At 67.7% G+C, this 21992-nt stretch carries 25 protein-coding genes and 2 pseudogenes; 17 read left to right on the top strand and 10 right to left on the bottom strand.

What is annotated here, in order from left to right; all coding sequences use genetic code 11:
• Positions 1–14: 14 nt before the first annotated feature.
• Genes G6N19_RS03540 through G6N19_RS03525 form a run of 4 tightly spaced genes read left to right on the top strand, consistent with a single transcriptional unit; the run spans position 15 to position 2426 of the window.
• The gene (locus tag G6N19_RS03540; protein ID WP_013828065.1) at positions 15–767 is read left to right on the top strand and encodes a 3-hydroxyacyl-CoA dehydrogenase; all 753 of its coding nucleotides are present in this window, start codon (positions 15–17) and stop codon (positions 765–767) included.
• Between the two features lie 41 nt (positions 768–808).
• On the top strand, positions 809–1807 hold the full coding sequence (locus tag G6N19_RS03535) for an NAD(P)H-dependent flavin oxidoreductase (protein ID WP_193465774.1): 999 nt from the start codon (positions 809–811) through the stop codon (positions 1805–1807).
• Positions 1808–1839: 32 nt separating this feature from the next.
• On the top strand, positions 1840–2046 hold the full coding sequence (locus G6N19_RS03530; protein WP_013828067.1) for a hypothetical protein: 207 nt from the start codon (positions 1840–1842) through the stop codon (positions 2044–2046).
• Positions 2043–2426, top strand: coding sequence for a type II toxin-antitoxin system death-on-curing family toxin (locus G6N19_RS03525; protein ID WP_193465773.1), 384 nt, complete (start codon positions 2043–2045; stop codon positions 2424–2426). Before G6N19_RS03530 ends, G6N19_RS03525 begins: the two co-directional genes overlap by 4 nt.
• Here G6N19_RS03525 and G6N19_RS03520 read toward each other — a convergent pair.
• The 3 genes from G6N19_RS03520 to G6N19_RS03510 are packed head-to-tail and all read right to left on the bottom strand — an operon-like array spanning position 2411 to position 5075.
• Positions 2411–3367: a fumarylacetoacetate hydrolase family protein gene (locus G6N19_RS03520; RefSeq protein ID WP_193465772.1), complete on the bottom strand. Its 957-nt coding sequence runs from the start codon at positions 3365–3367 to the stop codon at positions 2411–2413. The genes G6N19_RS03525 and G6N19_RS03520 overlap by 16 nt on opposite strands.
• Positions 3364–4443 (bottom strand): VOC family protein, encoded by a 1080-nt coding sequence (locus tag G6N19_RS03515; RefSeq protein WP_193465771.1) that lies wholly within the window; start codon positions 4441–4443, stop codon positions 3364–3366. The genes G6N19_RS03520 and G6N19_RS03515 overlap by 4 nt, the downstream gene beginning before the upstream one ends.
• A complete protein-coding gene (locus tag G6N19_RS03510) occupies positions 4440–5075 on the bottom strand; it encodes a TetR/AcrR family transcriptional regulator (RefSeq protein ID WP_013828071.1) in 636 nt (211 codons plus the stop codon). Before G6N19_RS03510 ends, G6N19_RS03515 begins: the two co-directional genes overlap by 4 nt.
• Positions 5076–5170: 95 nt before the next feature.
• Here G6N19_RS03510 and G6N19_RS03505 point away from each other — a divergent pair, with 95 nt between their 5' ends.
• The 4 genes and pseudogenes from G6N19_RS03505 to G6N19_RS03490 all read left to right on the top strand — a co-directional run bounded on the left by G6N19_RS03505 (position 5171) and on the right by G6N19_RS03490 (position 9576).
• Entirely contained in the window at positions 5171–6685 is a 1515-nt protein-coding gene (locus tag G6N19_RS03505; RefSeq protein ID WP_193465770.1) for a bifunctional 3-(3-hydroxy-phenyl)propionate/3-hydroxycinnamic acid hydroxylase, read from the top strand.
• Positions 6682–7398 (top strand): annotated as a pseudogene (locus tag G6N19_RS03500) (alpha/beta fold hydrolase); the annotation flags it as partial. The gene G6N19_RS03505 and the pseudogene G6N19_RS03500, both read left to right, overlap by 4 nt.
• Before the next feature lie 138 nt (positions 7399–7536).
• The gene (locus tag G6N19_RS03495) at positions 7537–8529 is read left to right on the top strand and encodes a VOC family protein (protein WP_193465769.1); all 993 of its coding nucleotides are present in this window, start codon (positions 7537–7539) and stop codon (positions 8527–8529) included.
• A gap of 15 nt (positions 8530–8544) precedes the next feature.
• Positions 8545–9576, top strand: a complete 1032-nt coding sequence (locus G6N19_RS03490) for an amidohydrolase family protein (RefSeq protein WP_193465768.1) — start codon at positions 8545–8547, stop codon at positions 9574–9576.
• 47 nt (positions 9577–9623) lie between these two features.
• On the opposite strand, the gene G6N19_RS21515 is transcribed toward G6N19_RS03490, so the two are convergent.
• A complete protein-coding gene (locus G6N19_RS21515; protein WP_013828077.1) occupies positions 9624–9749 on the bottom strand; it encodes a hypothetical protein in 126 nt (41 codons plus the stop codon).
• 223 nt (positions 9750–9972) lie between these two features.
• Between G6N19_RS21515 and G6N19_RS03485 the strand changes: the two genes are divergently transcribed.
• A complete protein-coding gene (locus G6N19_RS03485) occupies positions 9973–10611 on the top strand; it encodes a class I SAM-dependent methyltransferase (RefSeq protein WP_013828078.1) in 639 nt (212 codons plus the stop codon).
• A gap of 28 nt (positions 10612–10639) precedes the next feature.
• Here G6N19_RS03485 and G6N19_RS03480 read toward each other — a convergent pair whose 3' ends face one another.
• Positions 10640–11359, bottom strand: a complete 720-nt coding sequence (locus tag G6N19_RS03480) for an NAD-dependent deacylase (protein ID WP_013828079.1) — start codon at positions 11357–11359, stop codon at positions 10640–10642.
• A gap of 28 nt (positions 11360–11387) precedes the next feature.
• On the opposite strand from G6N19_RS03480, the pseudogene G6N19_RS03475 reads away from it, so the two are divergent.
• Positions 11388–11747 (top strand): annotated as a pseudogene (locus tag G6N19_RS03475) (GntR family transcriptional regulator); the annotation flags it as partial.
• Between the two features lie 20 nt (positions 11748–11767).
• Here G6N19_RS03475 and G6N19_RS03470 read toward each other — a convergent pair.
• Together G6N19_RS03470 and G6N19_RS03465 are read right to left on the bottom strand one after the other, a co-directional pair.
• The gene (locus G6N19_RS03470) at positions 11768–12589 is read right to left on the bottom strand and encodes a class I SAM-dependent methyltransferase (protein ID WP_013828080.1); all 822 of its coding nucleotides are present in this window, start codon (positions 12587–12589) and stop codon (positions 11768–11770) included.
• Between the two features lie 24 nt (positions 12590–12613).
• Entirely contained in the window at positions 12614–13132 is a 519-nt protein-coding gene (locus G6N19_RS03465) for a DUF1697 domain-containing protein (RefSeq protein WP_193465767.1), read from the bottom strand.
• A 52-nt stretch (positions 13133–13184) separates the two neighbouring features.
• Between G6N19_RS03465 and G6N19_RS03460 the strand changes: the two genes are divergently transcribed.
• Both G6N19_RS03460 and G6N19_RS03455 read left to right on the top strand, forming a co-directional pair.
• A complete protein-coding gene (locus G6N19_RS03460; RefSeq protein WP_041317373.1) occupies positions 13185–13628 on the top strand; it encodes a PPOX class F420-dependent oxidoreductase in 444 nt (147 codons plus the stop codon).
• A 69-nt stretch (positions 13629–13697) separates the two neighbouring features.
• Positions 13698–13871, top strand: coding sequence for a DUF5302 domain-containing protein (locus G6N19_RS03455; protein WP_013828083.1), 174 nt, complete (start codon positions 13698–13700; stop codon positions 13869–13871).
• Here the strand turns inward: G6N19_RS03455 and G6N19_RS03450 are convergent, their stop codons facing one another.
• Entirely contained in the window at positions 13872–14168 is a 297-nt protein-coding gene (locus G6N19_RS03450) for a hypothetical protein (protein WP_041317379.1), read from the bottom strand. It lies immediately after the preceding gene.
• A gap of 97 nt (positions 14169–14265) precedes the next feature.
• On the opposite strand from G6N19_RS03450, the gene G6N19_RS03445 reads away from it, so the two are divergent.
• On the top strand, positions 14266–14847 hold the full coding sequence (locus tag G6N19_RS03445) for an HhH-GPD-type base excision DNA repair protein (protein WP_013828085.1): 582 nt from the start codon (positions 14266–14268) through the stop codon (positions 14845–14847).
• A 24-nt stretch (positions 14848–14871) separates the two neighbouring features.
• Positions 14872–15018 (top strand): hypothetical protein, encoded by a 147-nt coding sequence (locus G6N19_RS03440; RefSeq protein WP_013828086.1) that lies wholly within the window; start codon positions 14872–14874, stop codon positions 15016–15018.
• A gap of 4 nt (positions 15019–15022) precedes the next feature.
• Here the strand turns inward: G6N19_RS03440 and G6N19_RS03435 are convergent, their stop codons facing one another.
• Entirely contained in the window at positions 15023–16057 is a 1035-nt protein-coding gene (locus G6N19_RS03435; protein ID WP_013828087.1) for an Rv1157c family protein, read from the bottom strand.
• Between the two features lie 86 nt (positions 16058–16143).
• Here G6N19_RS03435 and G6N19_RS03430 point away from each other — a divergent pair, with 86 nt between their 5' ends.
• Positions 16144–17430: a mannosyltransferase gene (locus G6N19_RS03430; RefSeq protein WP_049792856.1), complete on the top strand. Its 1287-nt coding sequence runs from the start codon at positions 16144–16146 to the stop codon at positions 17428–17430.
• On the opposite strand, the gene G6N19_RS03425 is transcribed toward G6N19_RS03430, so the two are convergent.
• On the bottom strand, positions 17408–17692 hold the full coding sequence (locus G6N19_RS03425; protein WP_083038391.1) for a 4a-hydroxytetrahydrobiopterin dehydratase: 285 nt from the start codon (positions 17690–17692) through the stop codon (positions 17408–17410). The genes G6N19_RS03430 and G6N19_RS03425 overlap by 23 nt on opposite strands.
• Positions 17693–17725: 33 nt before the next feature.
• Here G6N19_RS03425 and G6N19_RS03420 point away from each other — a divergent pair, with 33 nt between their 5' ends.
• The gene (locus tag G6N19_RS03420) at positions 17726–18118 is read left to right on the top strand and encodes a (deoxy)nucleoside triphosphate pyrophosphohydrolase (protein ID WP_013828090.1); all 393 of its coding nucleotides are present in this window, start codon (positions 17726–17728) and stop codon (positions 18116–18118) included.
• A gap of 151 nt (positions 18119–18269) precedes the next feature.
• Complete coding sequence (locus G6N19_RS03415) at positions 18270–21992, top strand: nitrate reductase subunit alpha (RefSeq protein ID WP_193465766.1); 3723 nt, start codon at positions 18270–18272, stop codon at positions 21990–21992.

The raw sequence follows: 21992 nt of genomic DNA, 5'->3' as shown, positions 1-21992 counted from the left end.
CGAAGGGATGGCACGTGCAGATCAAGGATGCGGTGGCGGTCGTCACCGGAGGCGCTTCCGGGCTGGGCTTGGCGACGACGAAACGCCTGCTCGACGCCGGTGCGCAGGTGGTGGTGATCGACTTGCGGGGCGCCGACGCGGTCGCCGAACTCGGTGACCGGGCCCGGTTCGCCGAGGCCAACGTCACCGATGCCGAGGCTGTCACCGCGGCCCTGGACGTCGCCGAATCGCTGGGGCCGCTGCGCATCAACGTCAACTGCGCCGGCATCGGCAACGCGATCAAGACGCTGAGCAAAAACGGCGCGTTCCCGCTAGAGGAGTTCACCAAGGTCGTGCAGGTCAACCTGATCGGCACGTTCAACGTGCTGCGGCTGGCCGCCGAGCGGATCGCCAAGACCGAGCCGGTCGGGGAGGAGCGCGGCGTCATCATCAACACCGCCTCGGTGGCCGCGTTCGACGGACAGATCGGCCAGGCCGCCTACTCGGCGTCCAAGGGCGGCGTGGTCGGCATGACGCTGCCGATCGCGCGGGATCTGTCCCGCGAGCTGATCCGGGTCTGCACCATCGCGCCCGGTCTGTTCAAGACGCCGCTGCTGGGTTCGCTGCCCGAGGAGGCGCAGCGCTCGCTCGGTGGGCAGGTGCCGCACCCGGCTCGGCTCGGCGACCCCGACGAGTACGGCGCGCTGGCCGAGCACATCATCAGCAACCCTATGCTCAACGGCGAGGTGATCCGCCTCGACGGCGCGATCCGCATGGCACCCCGATGAGCGCGTGCGCGACGAGTTTTGAGCAGAACTAAGGAGCCGATATGACCATCACGACGAAATTCACCGAGGTCTTCGGGGTCGAGCATCCCATCGCCCAAGGCGGCATGCAGTGGGTGGGCCGCGCGGAACTCGTTGCGGCGGTAGCGAACTCGGGCGCCCTCGGGTTTCTCACGGCGCTCACCCAGCCGACCCCGGCGGATCTGGCCAACGAGATCGCCAAGACGCGGGATCTGACCGACCGCCCGTTCGGGGTGAACCTGACCATCCTGCCGACGATCAACCCGCCGCCTTATGACGAGTACCGCCAGGTGATCGTCGACGCCGGTATCAAGATCGTCGAGACCGCCGGGTCCAACCCCGCGCCACACTTGCCGATGTTTCACGACAACGGCATCAAGGTGCTGCACAAATGCACCTCGGTGCGCCACGCGGTCAAGGCGCAGAGCCTCGGGGTCGACGGCATCAGCATCGACGGCTTCGAGTGCGCCGGGCATCCCGGCGAAGACGACATCCCGGGTCTGGTGCTGATCCCGGCCGCGGCCGCCCAGATCGAGATCCCGATGATCGCCTCCGGCGGGTTCGCCGACGCCCGCGGCCTGGTCGCCGCGCTAGCGTTGGGCGCCGACGGCATCAACATGGGGTCGCGGTTCATGTGCACCGTGGAGTCCTGCATCCACCAGAACGTCAAGGAAGCCATCGTCGCCGGCGACGAGCGCGGCACCGAGCTGATCTTCCGGCCGCTGCGCAACACCGCCCGGGTGGCGTCCAACACCGTGTCGCGTGAGGTCGTCGAGATCCTGGACAAGGGCGGCCAATTCCCCGACGTGCAGGAGTTGGTGGCCGGCGTGCGGGGCCGCAAGGTCTTCGAAGACGGCGACGTCGAGGCCGGTATTTGGTCGGTGGGCACCGCGATGGGGCTGATCAACGACATCCCGACCGTCGGGGAGCTGGTGTCGCGGATCGTGGCCGAGGCCGAGGAGATCATCACCGACCGGCTGGGCGGCATGCTCGAGGACGAGGACGAGGAGAACGTGGCTTAGCCGGGTGGTATCAATCCGGTATCATGCTTGTCATGGGCATGACGCTGCGCACCAGCGACGAGCAGGCCGAGGCGTTGCGGCGGCAGGCTGCCGCAGAGGGCCGGTCGATGCAGGCCGTCGCATTGGCGGCTATCGATGAGTACATTGCGCGCCGGACGCATCAGGCCAAGGTCTCCGAGACACTGCAGCGAGTCGTTCGTGAGGAAGCAGGGGTTCTGGAGCGTCTGAAGGACGCATGATCGAGTACCTGGATCTCGATGACCTGCTTGAGATCGCCTGCGCCGCCGTCGGCGAAGACGTCGCGGTCCGGGATTACGGCCTGCTCGAATCGGCGTTGGCTCGCCCGCGTGCGTCGGTGTTCGGCGAGGACGCCTACGCGGACCTGCACGTCAAGGCCGCCGCACTGATGCAGTCGCTGGCGCGCAATAACGCGCTGGCTGACGGCAACAAGCGGCTGGCCTGGACCGCATGTCGGACATTTCTCGCCATCAACGAGGTGGGGATCCGCGCGCCCGAGGACGACCGGTTCGAGTTCGTGATCGCCGTTGCCACCGGTGGGCTGGCTGATCTCGGCGAGATCGCCGAGCGGTTGCGGGCTTGGAGCTATTCGGGCGAGTGAGCCGCCGCGTACCGCACGATGCTGCGCTGGGTGCCCAGGTCGATCGCGCCGTCGTCGGTCGCCACGCCGGCCTCGATGACGTCGCCGTCTTGCAGGTATTTCGGATTGCCGGCCTGTCGCTTGAAGAAGGTCTTCCACTTGAGCGCCGGCGGCAGCACTGAGCCGAGGATCTCGATCGGCTTGGGTGGTGCGCTCAGCGCGGTGCCAATCGGGGTGCCCGTCAGGATCAAATCTCCGGCTGCGAGGTTCTGGAACCGGGTCAGCGCCTGCAGCGCCTGCAGCGGCCGGTACAACATGTCGCCGGCCACGGTCATGTTCTGGCGAACCTTGCCGTTGACCGCCAGCCGCAGCCGCAGCTCCCCGAACCGTGCCAGCTCCGCCGCGTCGAGCAGCACCAGGGCCGGACCGACCGGGGTGAACCCAGGATAGGACTTCGCCTCGTAGAACTGGGTCTGCGGCAGCTGGACGTCGCGGGCGGACACGTCGTTGGTGACCACCAGGCCGGCGATGAGGTCGGGTAGGTCACGCTCGGAAATCGTTGCGCCGACCGGGATGTCGCGTCCGATGACCAGACCGATTTCCACCTCGTAGTCCAGCAGGTTGACGTGGCCGGGTTTGACGATGTCGTCGTAAGGACCGGATATCGACGCCGAGGCCTTGCGAAAGAAGGTCAGGGGAACCGTCGCGGGATTCATGCCGGCGTCGCGCACGTGCGAGGCGAAGTTGGTCATCTGGGCGATCACCCGGCACGGGGCGGTCACCGGGGACAGCATTCCGAGAGTGTCAATCGGCACAGTGTCGGTGCTGTTCGCCGCGGCCTCGATGGCGGTCCGGTTGGCCAGGAGTTGCCCGGTGGTGGTGGCGCGGCTCTCGATCCGGGCGGCGCCGGCCGGGGTGCGCACCCACCAGCCGTCGGAGGTGCGGAGCACGGAAATGGTCATGAGGAGGCAACTTTCGCCAGGCCGGCCAGGCGCCGGACGCCGAACTCGTTGCGACCGCGCAGTGCGCTGAGGATCGCGCGGGCTTCTCGCGGGGCGGATCTGGCACCGGTGCCGAGGAAATCCCTGCTCGCCCGGGGCCCCCACTGGGCCAGCCCGGACGCGGTGAACGGCGCCCAGCCCGGTTCCATGGTGTTGTCGAACAGATCCCCGTCAGTGAAGTGCTCCACCAGAAGACCGTCGGGATCGCGCCAGTAGTCGAAGATCTGACTGCCCTGGATGTGGCGACCGATTCCCCAAGACCGTTGGTAACCCAGATCTTTAAGGTGCTCGCCGCCGGCCGCCAGCGCGTCGAGGTCGCAGACCTGATACGCCGAGTGCACGTACCGGTCGGCCGGACCCAGTGCGAGCGCCAGGGTGTGATGGTCGGCCGGGGCCGAACCGCGGTCGCAGCGGATGAAGCTCATCGTCGGTCCGAGATCACGCTGGCCGGGGAAGAACAGGAAGTCGCTGACGATCATGCCGAGAGTGTCCAGATACCAGTCGAGCGTCTGACGGTATCGGGTGCGCTGTAACACCAGGTGCCCGAGGCGCTGCACGATCGCCGGTGTGCGCGGCGGGCGCTGGGTGGCGTTGACGCGTCGCAATTCGGCGCCGACGTTGTAGGTGTGCGCAGTCTGCGCCGGTAGTGCGGGCAGCTGGCGGGTGCCGGCGACGACGCGGACCGGTAGGCCGCCGGGGTCGATCAGATCGACAGCGAGTCCGCCGGTGGAGTCGGGCAGCGAAGCGATGCGACCGGCGGTCGCGTCGGCCAGTCGGGTCAAGTCCCCGGCATCGGATGCCTGAAATGCCACGCGATGAAAGCGGCTTCGGTTGCCGTGCCGAATGATCACACACGGCGCCCCCGGGTCGGCGCCACGCAGTTGCAGCTCGTTGTCGGTGCGCAGTGCGGTCGTGAAACCAAAAGCCTGCGCGAAGATCTCGGCCCGCGCCAGGTTCGGCTTCTCGAATTCCAGCCAGGCCAGATCATGGACTTTAATCAGCGGATTGCGCGCCCGCCCGGGATGATCGCCGGTCATCGGGCGTCCTGTTCGCGCAGCAACCGGTGAGCGGTGTCGTAGATGGCGCGGCCGTGCAGTTCGAACAGCGCCAGCAGGTCCACCGTGTCGCCACCGATCTCCTTGGCGATGAACAGCCCGTCGGCGCCGGCCAATGCGTAGTCGGCCAGCTGCTGCACATTGGCCTCGGTCAGCTCGGGCAGGAAGTCCCGAAAGTCGTTGACGAGTTGCCGGCGTGCCTGGATACGTGTGTCGAGGAACATGGCTCGGGCCCGCGGTTCCACCGGGCGGCGCTCCAGCGCCAGCATCAATCCGAGCCGGATGAAGTCCGGGGAATCCTGCAGGGCTTTGGCCGCGCGAGTCGCCACCGACGCGAACCGCTGCTCGGCGGTGCCGCCCTCGGGGACCTGCCACGCCGACAGCCAGCTGCTGAAGCTGCGTGCGATCACCGCCGCGATCAGGTCGTCCTTGTTCTTGAAGTGCCAATAGATGGAACTGGCCGGCAGACCGCACTTCGCGCTGACCAACGCGATGCTGGTGCCCTCATAGCCGCGCTCGGCGGCGATCTCGGTGGCGGCGTCGAGAATGCTGTTGCGCGAGAGCTCGCCATCGGCACGAGTGCGGCGACGCTTCGGCTGTGCCGGTTCTGCCATCGGGCCCTCCACGGTCAGGATATTGACACTGTAGTGATCGCTACACTACCGTAATGAACACTACAGAACAAGGTCTGTGTGACTGGGGAAGCAGCATGACCGTTTATGACGTCGCCGTGATCGGCTATGGACCCACCGGTGCTACCGCCGCGAACCTCCTCGGTCGTTATGGTTTGAAAGTCCTTGTGATCGAACGAGACTCCGATGTCTATGGGCGCGCCCGGGCGATCTCGACCGATGACGAGGTGATGCGGATCTGGCAATCCGTCGGGTTGGCGGATCGGCTGCAGCGCGACATGCTGCCCGATCGGCCACTGAACTTCGTCGACACCGCCGGCGTGCCGTTCATCGACCTGAAGATCAGGCCCCGCGGCACCGGGCATCCGCCCCAGCAGTTTCTGTATCAGCCCGCGGTCGACCACGTGCTGCGCGAAGGGGTGTCCCGCTTCGCCGGCGTCGACGTGTTGCTGGAGCACGAATGCCTGCGGGTGCTGGACGGCGAGGACGACGTCGAACTCATGGTGGCCGACTTGCGCACCGACACCTTCAAACGATTCCGGGCGTCGTATGTGATCGCCGCCGATGGCGGATCCTCGCCCACCCGCGGACAATTGGGCATCGGCTATACCGGGCGAACCTACACCGAACGTTGGGTGGTCATCGACACCAAGGTGATCAAGGAGTGGGATGCCCACGACCGGTTGCGGTTTCACTGCAACCCTGCCCGTCCCACGGTCGACTGCCCGACGCCGCTGGGTCACCACCGCTGGGAGTACCCGGCGCGTGCGTGCGAGGACGAGCGGGACCTGCTGCGCGATGACGCGATCTGGAAAGTGCTGGGCGATCAGGGCATCACCGGTGACCACGTCAAGATCCTGCGGGCAGTGATTTACAGCCACCATGTCCGGGTCGCCGACCGCTGGCGGGTGGGGCGTGTCTTCCTGGCCGGCGATGCCGCACACGCCATGCCTCCGTGGATCGGGCAGGGGATGTCCGCCGGCGTGCGTGATGTGGCCAACCTGTGCTGGAAGCTGGCGGCCGTCGTCAGCGGACAGGCGCCGGACGCGCTGCTGGACTCCTACCAGGCCGAACGCAAACCGCACGTCATCGAAACCACCCGGCGCGCCTGCCGGGTGGGACGGATCATCACCGAGCGCAACCGGGTCGCCGCCGTGGTGCGCAACCACTTGCTGCGCGCGCTGGCCCGAATTCCGGGATTGGAGGCCGCCGCCCAAAAACAGATGTGGATTCCACACGCCCGCTACGCCGATGGATTCTTCGCCGCCGGCCGCCACCGCGCGCTCGGATGGCAGATCCCGCAGCCGTGGGTGACCGACGGCCACGGAGCGACGGTCCGCCTCGACGACCTGCTCGCTGGGCAGTGGGCCATCGTGTACACCGGCCTGTTGCCACCGGGTGCACGCGCCTGGACCGGTGTGCCGGCGATCCGGATCAGCGAACCAAGCCTGGTTCGCTGGCTGCAGCAGAGGAAGGCGGCCGCGGCGGTCGTGCGCCCCGACGGATTCATCTATGCCGCAGCAGAATCCGGGCAACAGCTGCCCGCACCGCCTGCGGGCTTCGGCACACTCACGATTGGAGCCGCCGCATGATCACCGCTTTGACCGAACGCAGCGTCAGCGTCGCCGGGAAACCGATCTTCTTCGCCGAGGCCGGTGCCGGGCCGGCGGTGGTCATGCTGCACGGTGGGGGCCCGGGCGCTTCGGGGGTGTCAAACTACTCCCGCAACATCGACGCGCTGGCCGCGCGGTTCCGGGTGATCGTGCCGGATATGCCTGGCTACGGCCGCTCGGTGAAGCGTGTGGATCGGCACGACCCATTCGGCTACCTCGCCGACATGACCCGCGGCCTGCTCGACCAACTCGGCGTCACCACCGCGCATCTGGTCGGCAACTCCTACGGCGGCGCGGCCGCGCTGCGGCTGGCGCTGGATACCCCCCACCGGGTCGACAAGCTGGTGCTGATGGGACCCGGAGGCATCGGCACCACCCGCGGTGCCCCGACCGCAGGCCTGAACAGCCTGCTGTCCTACTACGGCGGCGACGGCCCCAGCCGCGACAAACTCGAAGCCTTTATCCGCAACTACCTGGTGTACGACGGCGCATCGGTGCCCGACGAGCTGATCGACTTGCGGTATCAGGCCTCCATCGACCCGGAGGTGGTGGCGAACCCGCCGCTGCGCCGCCCGTCGGGGCCGCTGGCGCTGCGCACGCTGTGGCGCATGGACCTCACCCGTGACAAGCGACTCCGTCGCCTGCGGACACCTGTGGGGTCGCGACGACAAGGTCAACAAGCCCGCCGGCGGCCCGCTGCTGCTCGACACGATGCCCAATGCCGAGTTGGTGATGACCTCGCGCACCGGCCACTGGATGCAGTGGGAACGCGCCGAGTTGTTCAACCGGCTGGTCAACGAATTCCTCGGCACTCCCTCGGTGTTCGACAAATGATCTTCGGCAGGGTCCACCTGGGCTATATCGTCATCGAGACGCGCAAGTTCGCCGACTGGCGCCGGTTCGGCCGTGACGCGATCGGTCTGCACGTCGATGACACCCTTGCCGACGTGATGCGGTTTCGCCTCGATGACAACGACTGTCGCTTCCTGTTGCAACGCGGTGCGGGCGAGGACGTCACCGCACTCGGCTGGCAACTCGATGACCACGCCGTGTTCGACGAAGTCGTCTCCCGCGTCACCCGACGCGGCGTACCCGTCACCGAGGGCACCGCTGAGGAAGCACAACTGCGCGGCGTCGAACGCCTGGCGCGGTTTCCCGGTCCGAACGGCATGGCCCAGGAGATCTTCACCCGGGCCGGTAGTGCTGCCACGCCGCTGACGATGGCGGTGCGCGGCGGATTTGTCACCGGGGAGGCCGGGATCGGCCACGTGGCGATCACCACGAAGAAACCGCACCAGATGCGCGGCTACTACAACACGGTCTTTGACGCCCGGCTCAGCGATTTCATCGACGAGACGCTCAGCGGCGTCAAGGTCAAGATCCGGTTCCTGCGGGTCAACCAACGTCACCACTCGGTGGCGATCGCGGCGGCGAACCGGGCCCCGATCAACCCGATCCGCACCCGCATCCAGCACCTGAACGTCCAGGTCGCCGATCTCGACGATATGACCGACTCCTATCAGCGGGTCAAGCAACTCGGCTTCCGCATGGCGCTGGGGGTTGGTCAGCACACCAATGACCGTGAGCTGTCCTACTACGCCGAGACCCCGTCGGGCTTCGAATGGGAAGTCGGCTGGAACCCGATCGTCGTCGACGAAAGAACCTGGGAGCCGACGACGCATCGGGGCATCAGCATCTGGGGACACCGCCCGGAGGGGCAGACCATCATCGACAAGCTCACCCAATTCAAGGCCGCGGCCGCCTCGCTGCGGCGCCGCGAAGACACCGTACCCGCGCTGTCCGGCGCCGGTATCCCCGACTGAATCAAGGGGCCCATCATGCAACGCATCGACACCCACCATCATCTGATCCCGCCGGACTACCGAAAAGCCTTACAGCGAGCCGGTATCGACGAAGCCGGCGGGCGGGCTCTGCCCGACTGGAGTCCGGAGGGATCGTTGCAGGCGATGGCCGAGCTGGACGTCGGTACCGCCATCGTTTCGGTGTCGACGCCGGGCACCACGTTCCTGCCGGCCGGGGCCGACGCGGCCGCGCTGGCACGGGATCTCAACGATTACGCGGCACAATTGGTCGCCGCACATCCCGAGCAGTTCGGCTTTTTCGCCACCGTCCCCATGCCGCACGTCGACCTCGCGGTGGCGGAGTCGGTGCGCGCACTCGACGAACTCGACGCCGACGGAATAGTGCTGTTGGCCAACAGCGCCGGCGCGTACCTGGGCCAGGACGGCCAGGACGACCTGTTCGCCGTACTCAATGAACGCTCGGCGGTCGTGTTCATTCACCCCGCGGATCTACCTGGGCCGACCGTTTCCGGTGTCGCGCCCTTCGCCGCCGACTTCCTGCTCGACACCACCCGGGCCGCCTACCTGTTGGTGCGCAACGGCGTCCGGCGGCGCTATCCGAAGATTCGGTTCATCCTGAGCCACGCCGGGGGATTCGTACCCTATGCCAGCCACCGGATGGCGGTCGCGATCATGGCCGACACCGGGGCCAGTCCCGCCGACACCCTCGACGATTTCACCGGCTTCTACTTCGACACCGCGCTGTCCTCCAGTGCCGCCGCGCTGCCCAGCCTGCTGGCATTCGCCCAACCCGGGCATGTCACATTCGGATCGGACTGGCCGTTCGCGCCGATTGCTGCCGGGAGACTGTTCGCCGCCGGACTGGAGACCTATGTCGGACTGGACGGATCAACTCGCGCGGCGATCGACCGGACCAACGCCCTGACGCTGTTCCCGCGCTTCGGCACTGTGACTGCGCCGATTCGGCAGCCGATGATTGAACGGTTGAAGCGTTCGGCGAACCGGCACGCAGTACGAACCCTGTCGCGCATGATCAGCCGCAGCTGAGGTGCGCACACCAGATTGAAAGGCGCCGATTACGCGGCGCCGATCAGTCAGCTGGCCAGCGGGTGCCAGTCGTCGAGCTGCTCCGAGGTGTCGCCCTCGACCAGGAGGTCGCCGTGGTAGAGAGCCTCGAAGTCAACCTTGATCACGTCGGCACTTGAGTCATCGATCCACATGACCCTGAGCGTATGGGTCACTATTAAGGGATCTTTGAGTTACGTTTCGGGAAATAGTGGCAATCCTACTGACGAGTAGTGTTTGCCAGACTTTTCGGATGAAACCGGCCCAATGGGCTGACCTACGGTGTGATCGGTATCACATCGGCCGGTAGGCGGTCCGTTGGCGGTGACCCGCTTCGCCCGGCTCCGCCGCGCTCGCGATCACCGCTATGGTGGCCGCATGGCATCACCGGTAACTCTGGACAATCCGCTGTTCGCTCGGATCTGGACGTTCATGTCCAGCCGTGAGACCGACTGGCTGCGTGACCGGCGCCGCGAGAACCTTGAGGGGCTGTCCGGGCGAGTGCTGGAAGTCGGTGCCGGCACCGGAAGCAACTTCGGTTTCTATCCCGACACCGTGACCGAGGTGGTGGCCCCCGAGCCGGAGTCGCGACTGCGCGAGGCCGCCCGGGAGGCCGCCGCTGCCGCACCGGTGCCGGTGACGGTCATGGCGAGCACCGTCGAGGCCTTGGACGCCGGCGAACCGTTCGACGCGATTGTTTGCTCCCTGGTGCTGTGCTCGGTGGACCAGCCTGAACAGGTGCTGCGCCAGCTGTACGCCTTGCTCAAGCCCGGCGGCGAGCTGCGCTACTTCGAGCACGTCGCCAGCAGGGGAGCGCGTGGCGGGCTGCAGCGGCTGGCCGACGCCACCATCTGGCCGAGGCTGTTCGGCAATTGTCATACCCACCGCGACACCGAGGCGATGATCACCGCTGCCGGCTTCACCGTCGGCACGTCGCGGCGCGGGCACCAGTTCCCGGTGTGGGCGCCGGTGCCGGTCTCGGAGTTCGCGCTGGGTTGCGCCAGCCGGCCGGCCTGAGCCGCGCTGACACCGACGCGGAGTCGCGCTAGCGCTGCCCCAGCAGGAACGGCAGCCGCTGCACCATCCCCGGTAGCGCCGCCGACGCGGTCGTCCGCAAGTACGTCGTGGCCCGCTCCGACAGCGGGGTCGGCTCGGGGTTGACCTCGATGACGACCTTGCCGAGCTCCAACGCCCGCTCGGGCAGGCCGGCCGCCGGATAGACCACGCCGGAGGTGCCCACCACGATCAGCACGTCGGCGTTGTCGATGGCCTCGACCGCGGCGTTCCACGGTTCCTCGGGCAGGTTCTCGCCGAACCAGACGACGTCCGGGCGGACCAATCCGCCACACTCGCACACCGGCGGCGCCACCTCGAGCACCGGCTCGGTCATCACCGGCACCTCCGGGTCCTGCGGCTGATCGCAATCCCCGCAACGGAAGGTGAACATCCGGCCGTGCAGGTGGTGGACCCTGGAACTGCCGCCACGCTCATGCAGATTGTCGACGTTCTGGGTGATGACGTGGACCTCGGCGTGCTGCTCCCAGTCGGCGACCGCGCGATGACCGAGGTTCGGTTCGACGCGGCGGGCCAGCTGGCAGCGCCACAGGTACCAGCCCCAGACCAGTTCCGGCTGCCGGTTCCAGCCGTCGATGCTGGACACCTCGTACGGGTCGTACTGTGACCACAGCCCCTTCTCGTCATCACGAAAAGTGGGTACCCCGCTCTCCGCTGAGATCCCCGCACCGCTGAACACCGCCACCTGCACGCCACCAACATAGCTGGATACTGGGCGAATGGACTTCACCAAGCTGCTGCGGATCGACACGCGGCCGGACGGGCCGCTGTTCGAGCAGGTCAGGACTCAGCTGATCGACGCGGTGCGACAAGGAGCCCTACCGGCGGGAACCAGGCTGCCGACCGTGCGAGAGCTGGCCGGGCAGCTCGGTCTGGCGGTCAATACGGTGGCGCGGGCCTACCGGGAACTGGAGGCTGCCGGCATCGTCGAAACCCGCGGCCGTTTCGGCACTTTCGTGGCGAGCAGCGATCCGGCGGATGCGGCCATGACGGCCGCGGCCGCTGCCTTCGTCGCCGCGGCCAGCACGGTCGGCCTGGCCAAGGCCGACGCGCTGCGCTACCTCGACGCGGCGTTCGGCAACGCCGAGACGAGTGGTCGTCAGCCGAATTCCAGCAGCGTCAGCGACGGCCGCGCATCGGCCAGGGATCGCAGTCGGTAGGCGTTCGGCAGCACGGTGTTGAACAACCACCCGCGGCCCCGCGGCAGTTGCAGGTCGTGGACCGCCCGGATGCCCGGCACGGTGTCCACCAGCTTGGCGGTGTCGGCAGCAGACAGCGTGAACGGCATCGACGGCGCCCGGTAGCGCAGCGATGTCGGCACGCCGTGGCGGATCAGCCAGCCGATCCAGGCCGGCGGCAGGTCGAAGATCATCCGGCCGCCCGGAAAGCGGCGCGCGCACTCGGCGATGAGCCCCAGCGACTGTTCGGGCTGCAGGTACATCAGTAGGCCCTCGGCGCTGATGAACACGCCCTCGGAATTGTCGACCTGGTCCATCCAGCTGTAGTCCAGTGCCGATTGCGAGCACACCGACACCCGCGGCTCCTTCGGCAACAGTCGCTGGCGGATCTCGATGATCGGGGGCAGATCCACTGTGAGCCACCGGAATTGCGGATCCGGCACCGCTTCGCTGAGTCGCCAGAAGCTGGTCTGCAAGCCTTCGGCCAGTGCCACCACGGTGCCCGTCGGGTGTTGCCGAAGGAAGCGCTGGGCCTGGGCGTCGATGCCCAGCGCGCGTACGGCGATGTCTTGGCGCGTCGAGCCGAATTTCGCGAAGTCGAAGTCGATCGAATCCGCCAGCCGGACCGCCATCGGATCGTTGAGGATGCGGTCGGGACGGCGGGCTTCGGTCGCCCGTGCGTTCAGCGTCAGCAACGCGGTCTCGGAGACACCGGTCAGGGAAACTTTCTGTGCCTGGCTCACCTGGGCGACTTTACCGTCGGCACCTCAGCGCAGCACCTTGCTCAGGGTGCGCAGATTGCGGGTGGTCGTCGACGACGCGTACCGCTTGGCGCCCATCGTCTTGCCCAGCGTGCTCCCCAACGTGTCGCCCTTGGGGATCTGCCAGTAGATGACCTCGTCGCCGGGCGTGATCTTTCCGTCGGAGCCGAGCCCGGCCAGCGCGGACAACTCGGCCAGCACCGCCGGGTCGGCGACGAACGTGACATAGGAGTGGGCCCCGGGCACTTCGGGTTCGAACGGATAGGCGGCGACGATCGCACGCACCGCCTCGACCTCGTAGACCAGCACCCGGGCCGGATAGCCGAAACGCTCCTGCAGCGCGGCCTCGGCGGTGGTGCGCACCGTCGCGGCATCGTTCGGCGATTCGAGCAGCACGTTGCCACTGGCGAGGACGGTGCGGACCCCGGTGAAGCCGGCTTGGGTCAGCGTGGCGGCCACGTCAGCCATCTTGAGGTTGACTCCGCCGACGTTGACACCCCGCAGAAACGCCGCGTACCGGACCATCTGCGCGATGGTAACGACGGCGAAGCCCCGCATCAATCGGTACGCTTCGAGGATGGGACGCCAGGTGTTCGACGATAAGTTGCTGGCATTGATCAGCGGAAACTCGCTCGGCGTTCTTGCCACCATCAAACGCGATGGACGCCCCCAGCTGTCGAACGTGCAGTATCACTTCGATCCCCGCGCGGTGACGGTGCAGGTGTCGGTCACCGAACCGCGGGCCAAGACCCGCAACCTGCGGCGTGACCCGCGGGCGTCGGTTCTGGTCAGTTCCGACGACGGATGGGCCTATGCCGTCGCCGAAGGCGACGCTGCGTTGACGCCGCCGGCGGCCGCTCCCGACGACGACACCGTCGAGGCGCTCGTTGCGCTGTACCGCAACATCGCCGGCGAGCACCCGGATTGGGACGAATACCGCCAGGCGATGGTCACCGATCGCCGCGTGTTGCTGACGTTGCCGATCACCCACCTGTACGGCATGCCGCCGGGCATGCGCTGAGCTACGCCACGGCGGCGACCCGCTTCGACCGGCTGCGCCGCTCTTGCGATCCCCGCTAAGCTCCAGGTCATGCCCGAATCAGATTCCGCCGCAGCCGAGAACAAGCGCAAGTTCCGCGAGGCGTTGGAGCGCAAGAACGCGAAATCGGCGGGGGGTTCTGAGCACAAGGACGCCGGTGCCAAGCAGTCCAGGTCGCATGGCCCGTTGGAGAGCCGCCGGGAGTTCCGCCGTAAGAGCGGGTAGTTACTGCACGGGGCAGGCGTACTGGCGGGCCACATCCATCAGCCGCTGGCCCGCTCCGGGGCCGATGACTCCCTGCGCGGTGAGCTCCCACCCGATAAGACCCGGAAGGCCGCCCTCACACGCCTGATGGGCGACCCGCCACGCCGTATCGGGATTCAAGTTGAACCCGTTGCGTTCCAGGCCCTGCATATACGTGTCGAACTCGGGCGTGCCCTGCTCGGGGATCGCACCGGCCGTGGCAGCCAAGGCGAGTGCGGTAACCATCGCTCCGATCAGAGCTGTCACTCCACGTCTCATGGCTGCCTCCTGCAAGTCGGTTGTCGTTAATACCGTTCCACAGTCCACCGACACAGACACGCGCACCGCGGAATCGGGTTCGTTCTACACTGACGGCGTGCCGAAGCTGCAGCTGGTGGGTGACACCGACGCCGATGCGTTGTTGGGCGCCGACCCGTTCGCGCTGCTGGTCGGCATGCTGCTCGACCAGCAGGTCCCCATGGAGGTCGCGTTCGCCGGCCCGAAGAAGATCGCCGACCGGATGGGTGGGCTCGACCCGCACGACATCGCCGGCCGCGACCCCGAAGAATTCGCCGCACTGTGCGCGGAAAAACCTGCGGTGCACCGGTTTCCGGGATCAATGGCGGGCCGGATCCAAGCCCTGGCCCGCGCGGTCATCGACCAATACGGCGGCGACACCACCGCGCTGTGGACGGCCGGTGAGCCCGATGGAGCCGAGGTGCTCAAACGGCTCAAGGCATTGCCCGGCTTCGGCGAGCAGAAGGCGCGGATCTTTCTGGCGCTGCTCGGCAAGCAGTACGACGTGACCCCGCCGCGTTGGCGGGCCGCCGCGGGAGCTTACGGTGAGGACGGCACTCATCTGTCGATCGCCGACGTCGTCGACGAGGCGTCGTTGCAACAGGTGCGGTCCACCAAGAAGGCCCAGAAGCAGGCTGCAAAGCAAGCCCGGGACAGCTGAGAGCGCAACGGAAAGGCGGCGACAATGAAGACCCACCTGAACTGCCCGTGTGGCGAGGCCATCGTCGGCAAGGACGAAGACGACCTGGTCGACCTGGCCCAGAAGCACCTCGCCGATGCGCACCCCGGGATGAGCTACGACCGGGACGCCATCTTGTTCATGGCCTACTGACGGCTCAGGGCACCACCGTCGAGCCGATGGTGGGCAGGAAGTTGCACTGGTGATCCTTGGTGCTGACCTGCCCGAAAATCGTCGACATGATGCTGCCCGAGCCGGTGTCGACGATCGCGGTCAGCGTCGTCGGACCCTCGGCGTTGATGTCTGAGCGCGGCTGCAGGGTCGCGCTGCCGGACTTGCCGGTGGTCAGGTTCACCCAGGTGACGTTCAACGGCAGCTTCTGGGTTTCGGCGGGGCCGGGCGTGCCGACCGCGGTGAACACGTAAGCGGTCTGACCGGCCTTGGGGCCCGGGGTCGGAATGGTGGCCGGGCCGGCCACTGACAGCGCGGTGGCGATGACGTTGCCGCCGTCGGCCAGGCAGTTCTGGCCGATGGACGGGTACATGAAGTCCTGGGTCGGCGGCGCGTCCGGGCCGAATCCCGGGTTGGCGGCGGCCGGTGTCGCCTCGGGCGCGGCGGCCTCGGCTGGGACGGCTTCGGCCGGCGGCGTGGTGACAGCGCCGGCGGCGGCCGCTGCGCTTTCCGGGGGTGCGGGAATCGCTTCGGCGGGAGCCGGCACGGCTTCGGGTGCGCTCGGCGCGGCCTGGGGCACCGGTCCCACCGATTTGGCGGGGTCGACACCGCTGGGCAGGTGGGCCACCAGGCCCGGCGCCGATCCGGCCGTCGGCACGTGCTGGCCCGGCAGCGTGGCCGGCGCTTCGGGCGGCGACTGCACGAACTGCGCCACCGAGTCGGCCACCTGCCGGGACCCGGCGGGGGCCGAGGAGTTCCCGGCGAACGCCGCGGCCGCGGCCATCAGCAGCTGGGACGCCCCGGCCGGGTCGGCCGCGGCCTGCTGGATCACCGGGCTCAGCTGCTCGATCGCGGGAAGGCCGGGAAACCCTGCGGCCGGCAGCGGCAGGGCCGGGACCGCCGGGTCGGCGGCAGCGATGGCGCCGAAGCCGGGGAGGCCGCCGAAGAGCAGCGCGGCTGAGGAGCCGACCGCGACGGTCGCGGTGGCGGTGGTGTTGAAAAGTGTCCGGAAGCGCGACATGGGTTCCCCAATTCCTCGGCGGTGGCTTCTACGAAATTCGAAGCTAGCCTGTTGCTGATGAGGCTCAAGTGACACCAGTGTCATTTATGGGACTGTTACGGACCCGAGCCGCGACGGTGATCGGACCGCTGTTCGATAAAGTCGTGGCGGTAGACACCACCCTCGATCCCCCCGCCGCGCGTTCCTGGGCGAACCGATTGACCGCCGCGGCCCCGCTGCTGCTGGCGGTCAGCATCGTGGCGCGAATCGCGTGGACCTACCTCACCCCACGCGGCGCCAACTTCGTCGACCTGCACGTCTACATCAGCGGCGCGGCCGCGCTGGGCCGGCCCGGCGAACTGTATGACTACGTCTACGCCGACCAGACGCCGGACTTCCCGCTGCCGTTCACCTATCCGCCGTTCGCCGCGGTGGTGTTCTACCCGCTGCATTTCCTGCCGTTCGGATTGGTCGCCTTACTGTGGCAGATCGGGACCATGGCCGCGGTGTACGGCGTGGTGCGACTGTGCCAGCGACTACTCGGGGAATCGGCCACCGCGGGCCGGCGGGTTGCGATGCTGTGGACGGCGGTCGGGATCTGGACCGAACCGTTGCGCAGCACCTTCGACTACGGCCAGATCAACGTGATCCTGGTGCTGGCGGTGCTCTACGCGGTCTACAGCAGCCGGTGGTGGGTATCGGGTCTGTGTGTCGGGCTGGCCGCCGGGGTCAAGCTGACCCCGGCGATCGCCGGGGTCTACCTGGCCGGGGCGCGGCGCTGGGCCGCCGCGGTGTTCTCGGCGGTGGTCTTCGCCGGCACGGTCGCGGTCTCGGTGTGGGCCACTGGTGACCAGGCCCGCCGCTACTTCACCGAGCTGCTCGGTGATGCGCACCGGGTGGGGCCGATCGGAACGTCGTTCAACCAGTCCTGGCGCGGTGGGATCTCCCGGATCCTCGGCCATGACGCCGGCTACGGCCCGCTGGTGCTGATCGCGATCGCCGTCACGGCGGTGCTGGCGGTGCTGGCATGGCGTGCGCTGGACAGCAACCCCGTCCGGCCCGACCCGCTCGGCCTGCTGCTGGTGGTCGAGCTGTTCGGGCTGTTGGCATCGCCGATCTCCTGGACCCACCACTGGGTGTGGCTGCTGCCGCTGATGATCTGGCTGCTGCACGGCCCGTACTCGGATCGCCGGGGTGCTCGGGTGCTGGGCTGGGGCTGGCTGGCGGCGACCCTGATCGGGGTGCCGTGGCTGCTCAGTTTCGCGCAGCCGACCATCTGGCAGGACGGCCGGCCGTGGTATCTGGCGTGGGCCGGCCTGGTCTACATCGTCGGCGTGCTGGCCACCCTCGCCTGGATGGCCACCACCCGCGTCAGCTCGCCAGAATCCGGTTGATCTCGCCCGCCATCGCCACGTCCTTGTCGGTGATGCCGCCCTCGGAGTGCGTCACCAGTGCGAACGTCACGGTCCGCCAGCGGATGTCGATATCGGGGTGGTGATCGGCCGCCTCGGCGCGTTCGGCGACCCGCCGTACCGCTTCGATGCCGGCCAAAAACGAGTCGAACTTGACCGAGCGGCGCAGCGCACCGTCGGTCCGCTCCCAGCCGTCGAGGTCGGGTAGTGCGGCATCCACTTGTTCATCGGTTAACAAGGCCATACCCGACGGTAGGACGGGATAGCCTCACACGCCATGCCCACCCAGATCGTCGTCGCCGGAGCCGTGATCGTCGGGTCTACGGTGTTGATCGCGCAGCGACGTCGCCCGCCGGAGTTGGCGGGTCTCTGGGAGCTGCCCGGCGGCAAGGTCATGCCCGGCGAGAGCGAACCGGCTGCGCTGGTCCGCGAGCTCGCCGAAGAGCTGGGGCTGGACGCCGCGGCGATCATGGTGGGCGAACGCCTCGGAGCCGACGTGGTGCTGAATCCGCAGATGACGCTGCGTGCCTACCAGGTCAGCCTCAAATGCGGCGAGCCCCGGCCCGACGACCACCAGGCGCTTCGCTGGGTGACAGCTGTGGAGTTGCGTGACGTTGACTGGGTACCCGCCGATAGAGCTTGGCTCGCCGACCTGGCTCGGGCACTGTAGGTGAAACAGCTCTGTTAATTCTGCCGATGAATTCGGTCGTTAGGCGATATACCCCACTACGCTGGGGTTTCGGCCTGAGACGGTGTGCTGATGCGGCCCCGCCCTGCCACCTGAACCGCTTGAGTGCGGCGACCCGCTAAGGAGTACCCGGATGACACTGGCAAAGCCGCCCACTCCCCGTATCGGCGGCCCGCTTGAAGAACTGCTGGAACGCAGCGGTCGATTCTTCACGCCGGGGGAGGTCTCCGCCGACCTGCGCACGGTCACCCGCCGGGGCGGCCGCGAGGCCGACAGCTTCTACCGGGACCGCTGGAGCCACGACAAGGTGGTCCGCTCCACCCACGGGGTCAACTGCACCGGATCGTGCTCGTGGAAGATCTTCGTCAAGGACGGGATCATCACCTGGGAGAACCAGGCGACGGACTATCCCTCGGTGGGGCCGGATCGGCCCGAATACGAACCCCGCGGCTGCCCACGCGGCGCGTCCTTCTCCTGGTATTCCTACTCACCGACCCGCATCCGCTACCCGTACGCCCGGGGACCGCTGGTGCAGATGTTCCGGGAGGCCAAGGCCCGCCTGGGTGACCCGGTGCTGGCCTGGGCCGACATCCAGGCCGACCCGGAACGCCGCCGCCGTTACCAGCAGGCCCGCGGCATGGGCGGCCTGGTTCGGGTCAGCTGGGCCGAAGCCACCGAGATGATCGCGGCCGCCCACGTGCACACCATCAAGAGCTACGGCCCGGACCGGATCGCCGGGTTCTCGCCGATTCCGGCGATGTCCATGGTGTCGTTCGCCGCCGGATCGCGGTTCATCCAGCTGCTCGGCGGGGTGATGACGTCGTTCTACGACTGGTACGCCGACCTGCCGGTCGCCTCCCCGCAGGTGTTCGGCGACCAGACCGACGTGCCGGAATCCGGCGACTGGTGGGATGCGGCCTACCTGATGATGTGGGGCTCCAACGTCCCGATCACCCGCACCCCCGACGCGCACTGGATGGCCGAAGTGCGCTACCGCGGCACCAAGGTGGTCAGCGTCAGCCCCGACTACGCCGACAACACCAAGTTCGCCGACGAGTGGATGCCGTGCGCTGCAGGCACCGATGGCGCGCTGGCCATGTCGATGGGCCACGTCATCCTCTCCGAGTGCTACGTCAAGCAAGAGGTGCCGTTCTTCACCGACTACGTGCGTCGCTATACCGATCTGCCGTTCCTGATCAAGCTGGAGGAGCGCGACGGCCGGCTGGTGCCGGGCAAGAACCTGACCGCCGCCGATCTGGGTGGGGCGGCGGCGGCATCGGAGAATGCCGCGTTCAAGCCGGCCCTGCTGGATGAAAGCACCGACAGCGTTATGGTGCCGAACGGCTCGTTGGGCTACCGCTGGGGCGACGAGGGGATCGGCAAGTGGAACCTGGACCTCGGTGAGGTGCGCCCGGCCTTGACCGTGCTGGATACCACGGAGCGCAACGGCCACCGGCGGACCGCGTTGGTGTCGCTGCCCGGCTTCGACGCCGTGGACGGCCACGGCACCGTCGTCGAGCGGGGGGTGCCGGTCCGTCAGGTCGGCGAGCACCTGGTCTGCACAGTCTTCGACCTGATGCTGGTCAACTACTCGGTGGGCCGGCCCGGGCTGCCCGGCGAATGGCCCACCGGATACGACGACGGCACGCAGGTCAACACCCCGGCCTGGCAGGAGCCGATCACCGGGGTCTCGGCCTCCCAGGCGATCCGGATTGCACGCGAATTCGCCCGCAACGCAGAGGAATCCGGCGGGCGGTCGATGATCATCATGGGCAGCGGGATCTGCCAGTGGTTCCACGGCGACGCCACCTATCGGGCGGTGCTGGCGCTGCTGATGCTCACCGGGTCGATGGGCCGCAACGGCGGCGGCTGGGCACACTATGTCGGTCAGGAGAAGGTGCGGCCGCTCACCGGCTGGCAGACCATGGCCGCGGGCAATGACTGGTCGCGGCCGCCGCGCCAGGTACCCGGCACCTCCTACTGGTATGCCCACACCGACCAGTGGCGCTACGACGGCTACGGGGCGGACAAGCTGACCACCCCGGTGGGCCGCGGCCGCTTCGCCGGCAAGCACACCATGGACATCCTGGCCTCGGCGACCGCGATGGGCTGGAGCCCGTTCTACCCGCAGTTCGACAAGTCCAGCCTGCAGGTCGCCGACGAGGCCGAGGCCGCCGGCCGCGACGCCGGAGAGTACGTCGCCGAGCAGCTCGCCGCCGGTGAGCTCAAGCTGTCGGTGACCGACCCCGACAACCCGGTGAACTGGCCGCGGGTGCTGACGGTGTGGCGGGCCAACCTGATCGGTGCATCCGGCAAGGGCGGGGAGTACTTCCTCAAGCACCTGTTGGGCACCGACGCCAGCGTGCTCGGCGAGCCGCCGGCCGACGGTGTGAAACCGCAGGACGTCCGCTGGGACAACGACATTCCCGAAGGCAAGCTCGACCTGCTGATGTCGATCGATTTTCGGATGACCTCGACCACGCTGATGTCCGATGTCGTGCTGCCTGCCGCGACCTGGTATGAGAAGGCCGACCTGTCGTCCACCGACATGCACCCCTATGTGCACTCGTTCGCCGCGGCGATCGACCCGCCGTGGGAGACCCGCAGCGACTACGACGCTTTCGGCGCGATCGCCCGGACCTTCAGCGGGCTGGCCAAAAAGCACCTGGGTGTCCGCAACGACGTGGTGCTGACCGCGATGCTGCACGACACCGCCGACGCGATGGCCTATCCCGAAGGGAGCGAACGCGATTGGCTGCGCACCGGTGAAACACCCGTTCCGGGCAAGACGATGCCCAAAGTCACCGTGGTGGAACGGGATTACGCCGCGATCCACGACAAGTGGCAGACGTTGGGCCCGCTGGTCGAGACCCTGGGGCTGACCACCAAGGGCTACACCGTGTTCCCGCATGAGGAGGTCGACGACCTGGCCGGCCGGTTCGGGGTGATGAAGTCCGGCGCCGGACAGGGCCGCCCGGCACTGACCACGGCCACCCGGATGGCCGACACGGTGCTGGCGTTGTCGGGCACCACCAACGGCCGGATCGCCACGGAGGGCTTCCGTGAGCTGGAGAAGCGCACCGGTCAGCGGCTGGCGCACCTGTCCGAGGGCAGCGAGGAGAAGCGGATCACCTACGCCGACACCCAGGCCCGTCCGGTGCCGGTGGTCACCAGCCCGGAGTGGTCCGGCAGCGAGACCGGTGGCCGGCGTTACGCGCCCTTCACGATCAACATCGAGTGCCTCAAGCCGTTCCACACCCTGACCGGACGGATGCACTTCTACACCGCGCACGACTGGATCGAGGAGCTCGGCGAGCACATGCCGGTGTATCGCCCACCGCTGGACATGGCTCGGCTGTTCGACGCCCCCGAACTCGGTGAGGTCGGCGACGGCATCGGGATCACCGTGCGGTATCTGACCCCCCACTCGAAGTGGTCGTTCCACTCCACCTACCAGGACAACCTGTACATGCTGTCGCTGTCGCGCGGCGGGCCGACCATGTGGATGAGCCCGGGCGACGCCGCGAAAATCGGTGTGAAGGACAACGATTGGATCGAGGCGGTCAACGTCAACGGCATCTTCGTCGGCCGGGCGATCGTGAGCCAGCGGATGCCGGACGGGGTGGTGTTCGTCTACCACGTCCAAGAGCGCACCGTGGACACCCCGCGCTCAGAGACCAACAACAAGCGCGGCGGCACCCACAACTCGCTGACCCGGATCCGGGTCAAGCCCAGTCACCTCGCCGGCGGCTACGGCCAGCACGCGTTCGCGTTCAACTACCTGGGCCCGACCGGCAACCAGCGCGACGAGGTGACGGTGGTGCGGCGTCGTCGCAACCAGGACGTGAGGTACTGA

The organism is Mycobacterium novum (assembly GCF_010726505.1).
Lineage (GTDB): Bacteria > Actinomycetota > Actinomycetes > Mycobacteriales > Mycobacteriaceae > Mycobacterium > Mycobacterium algericum.
The sequence above is the reverse complement of the archived record's forward strand: the minus strand, read 5'-3'. Positions and strand labels throughout refer to the sequence as shown.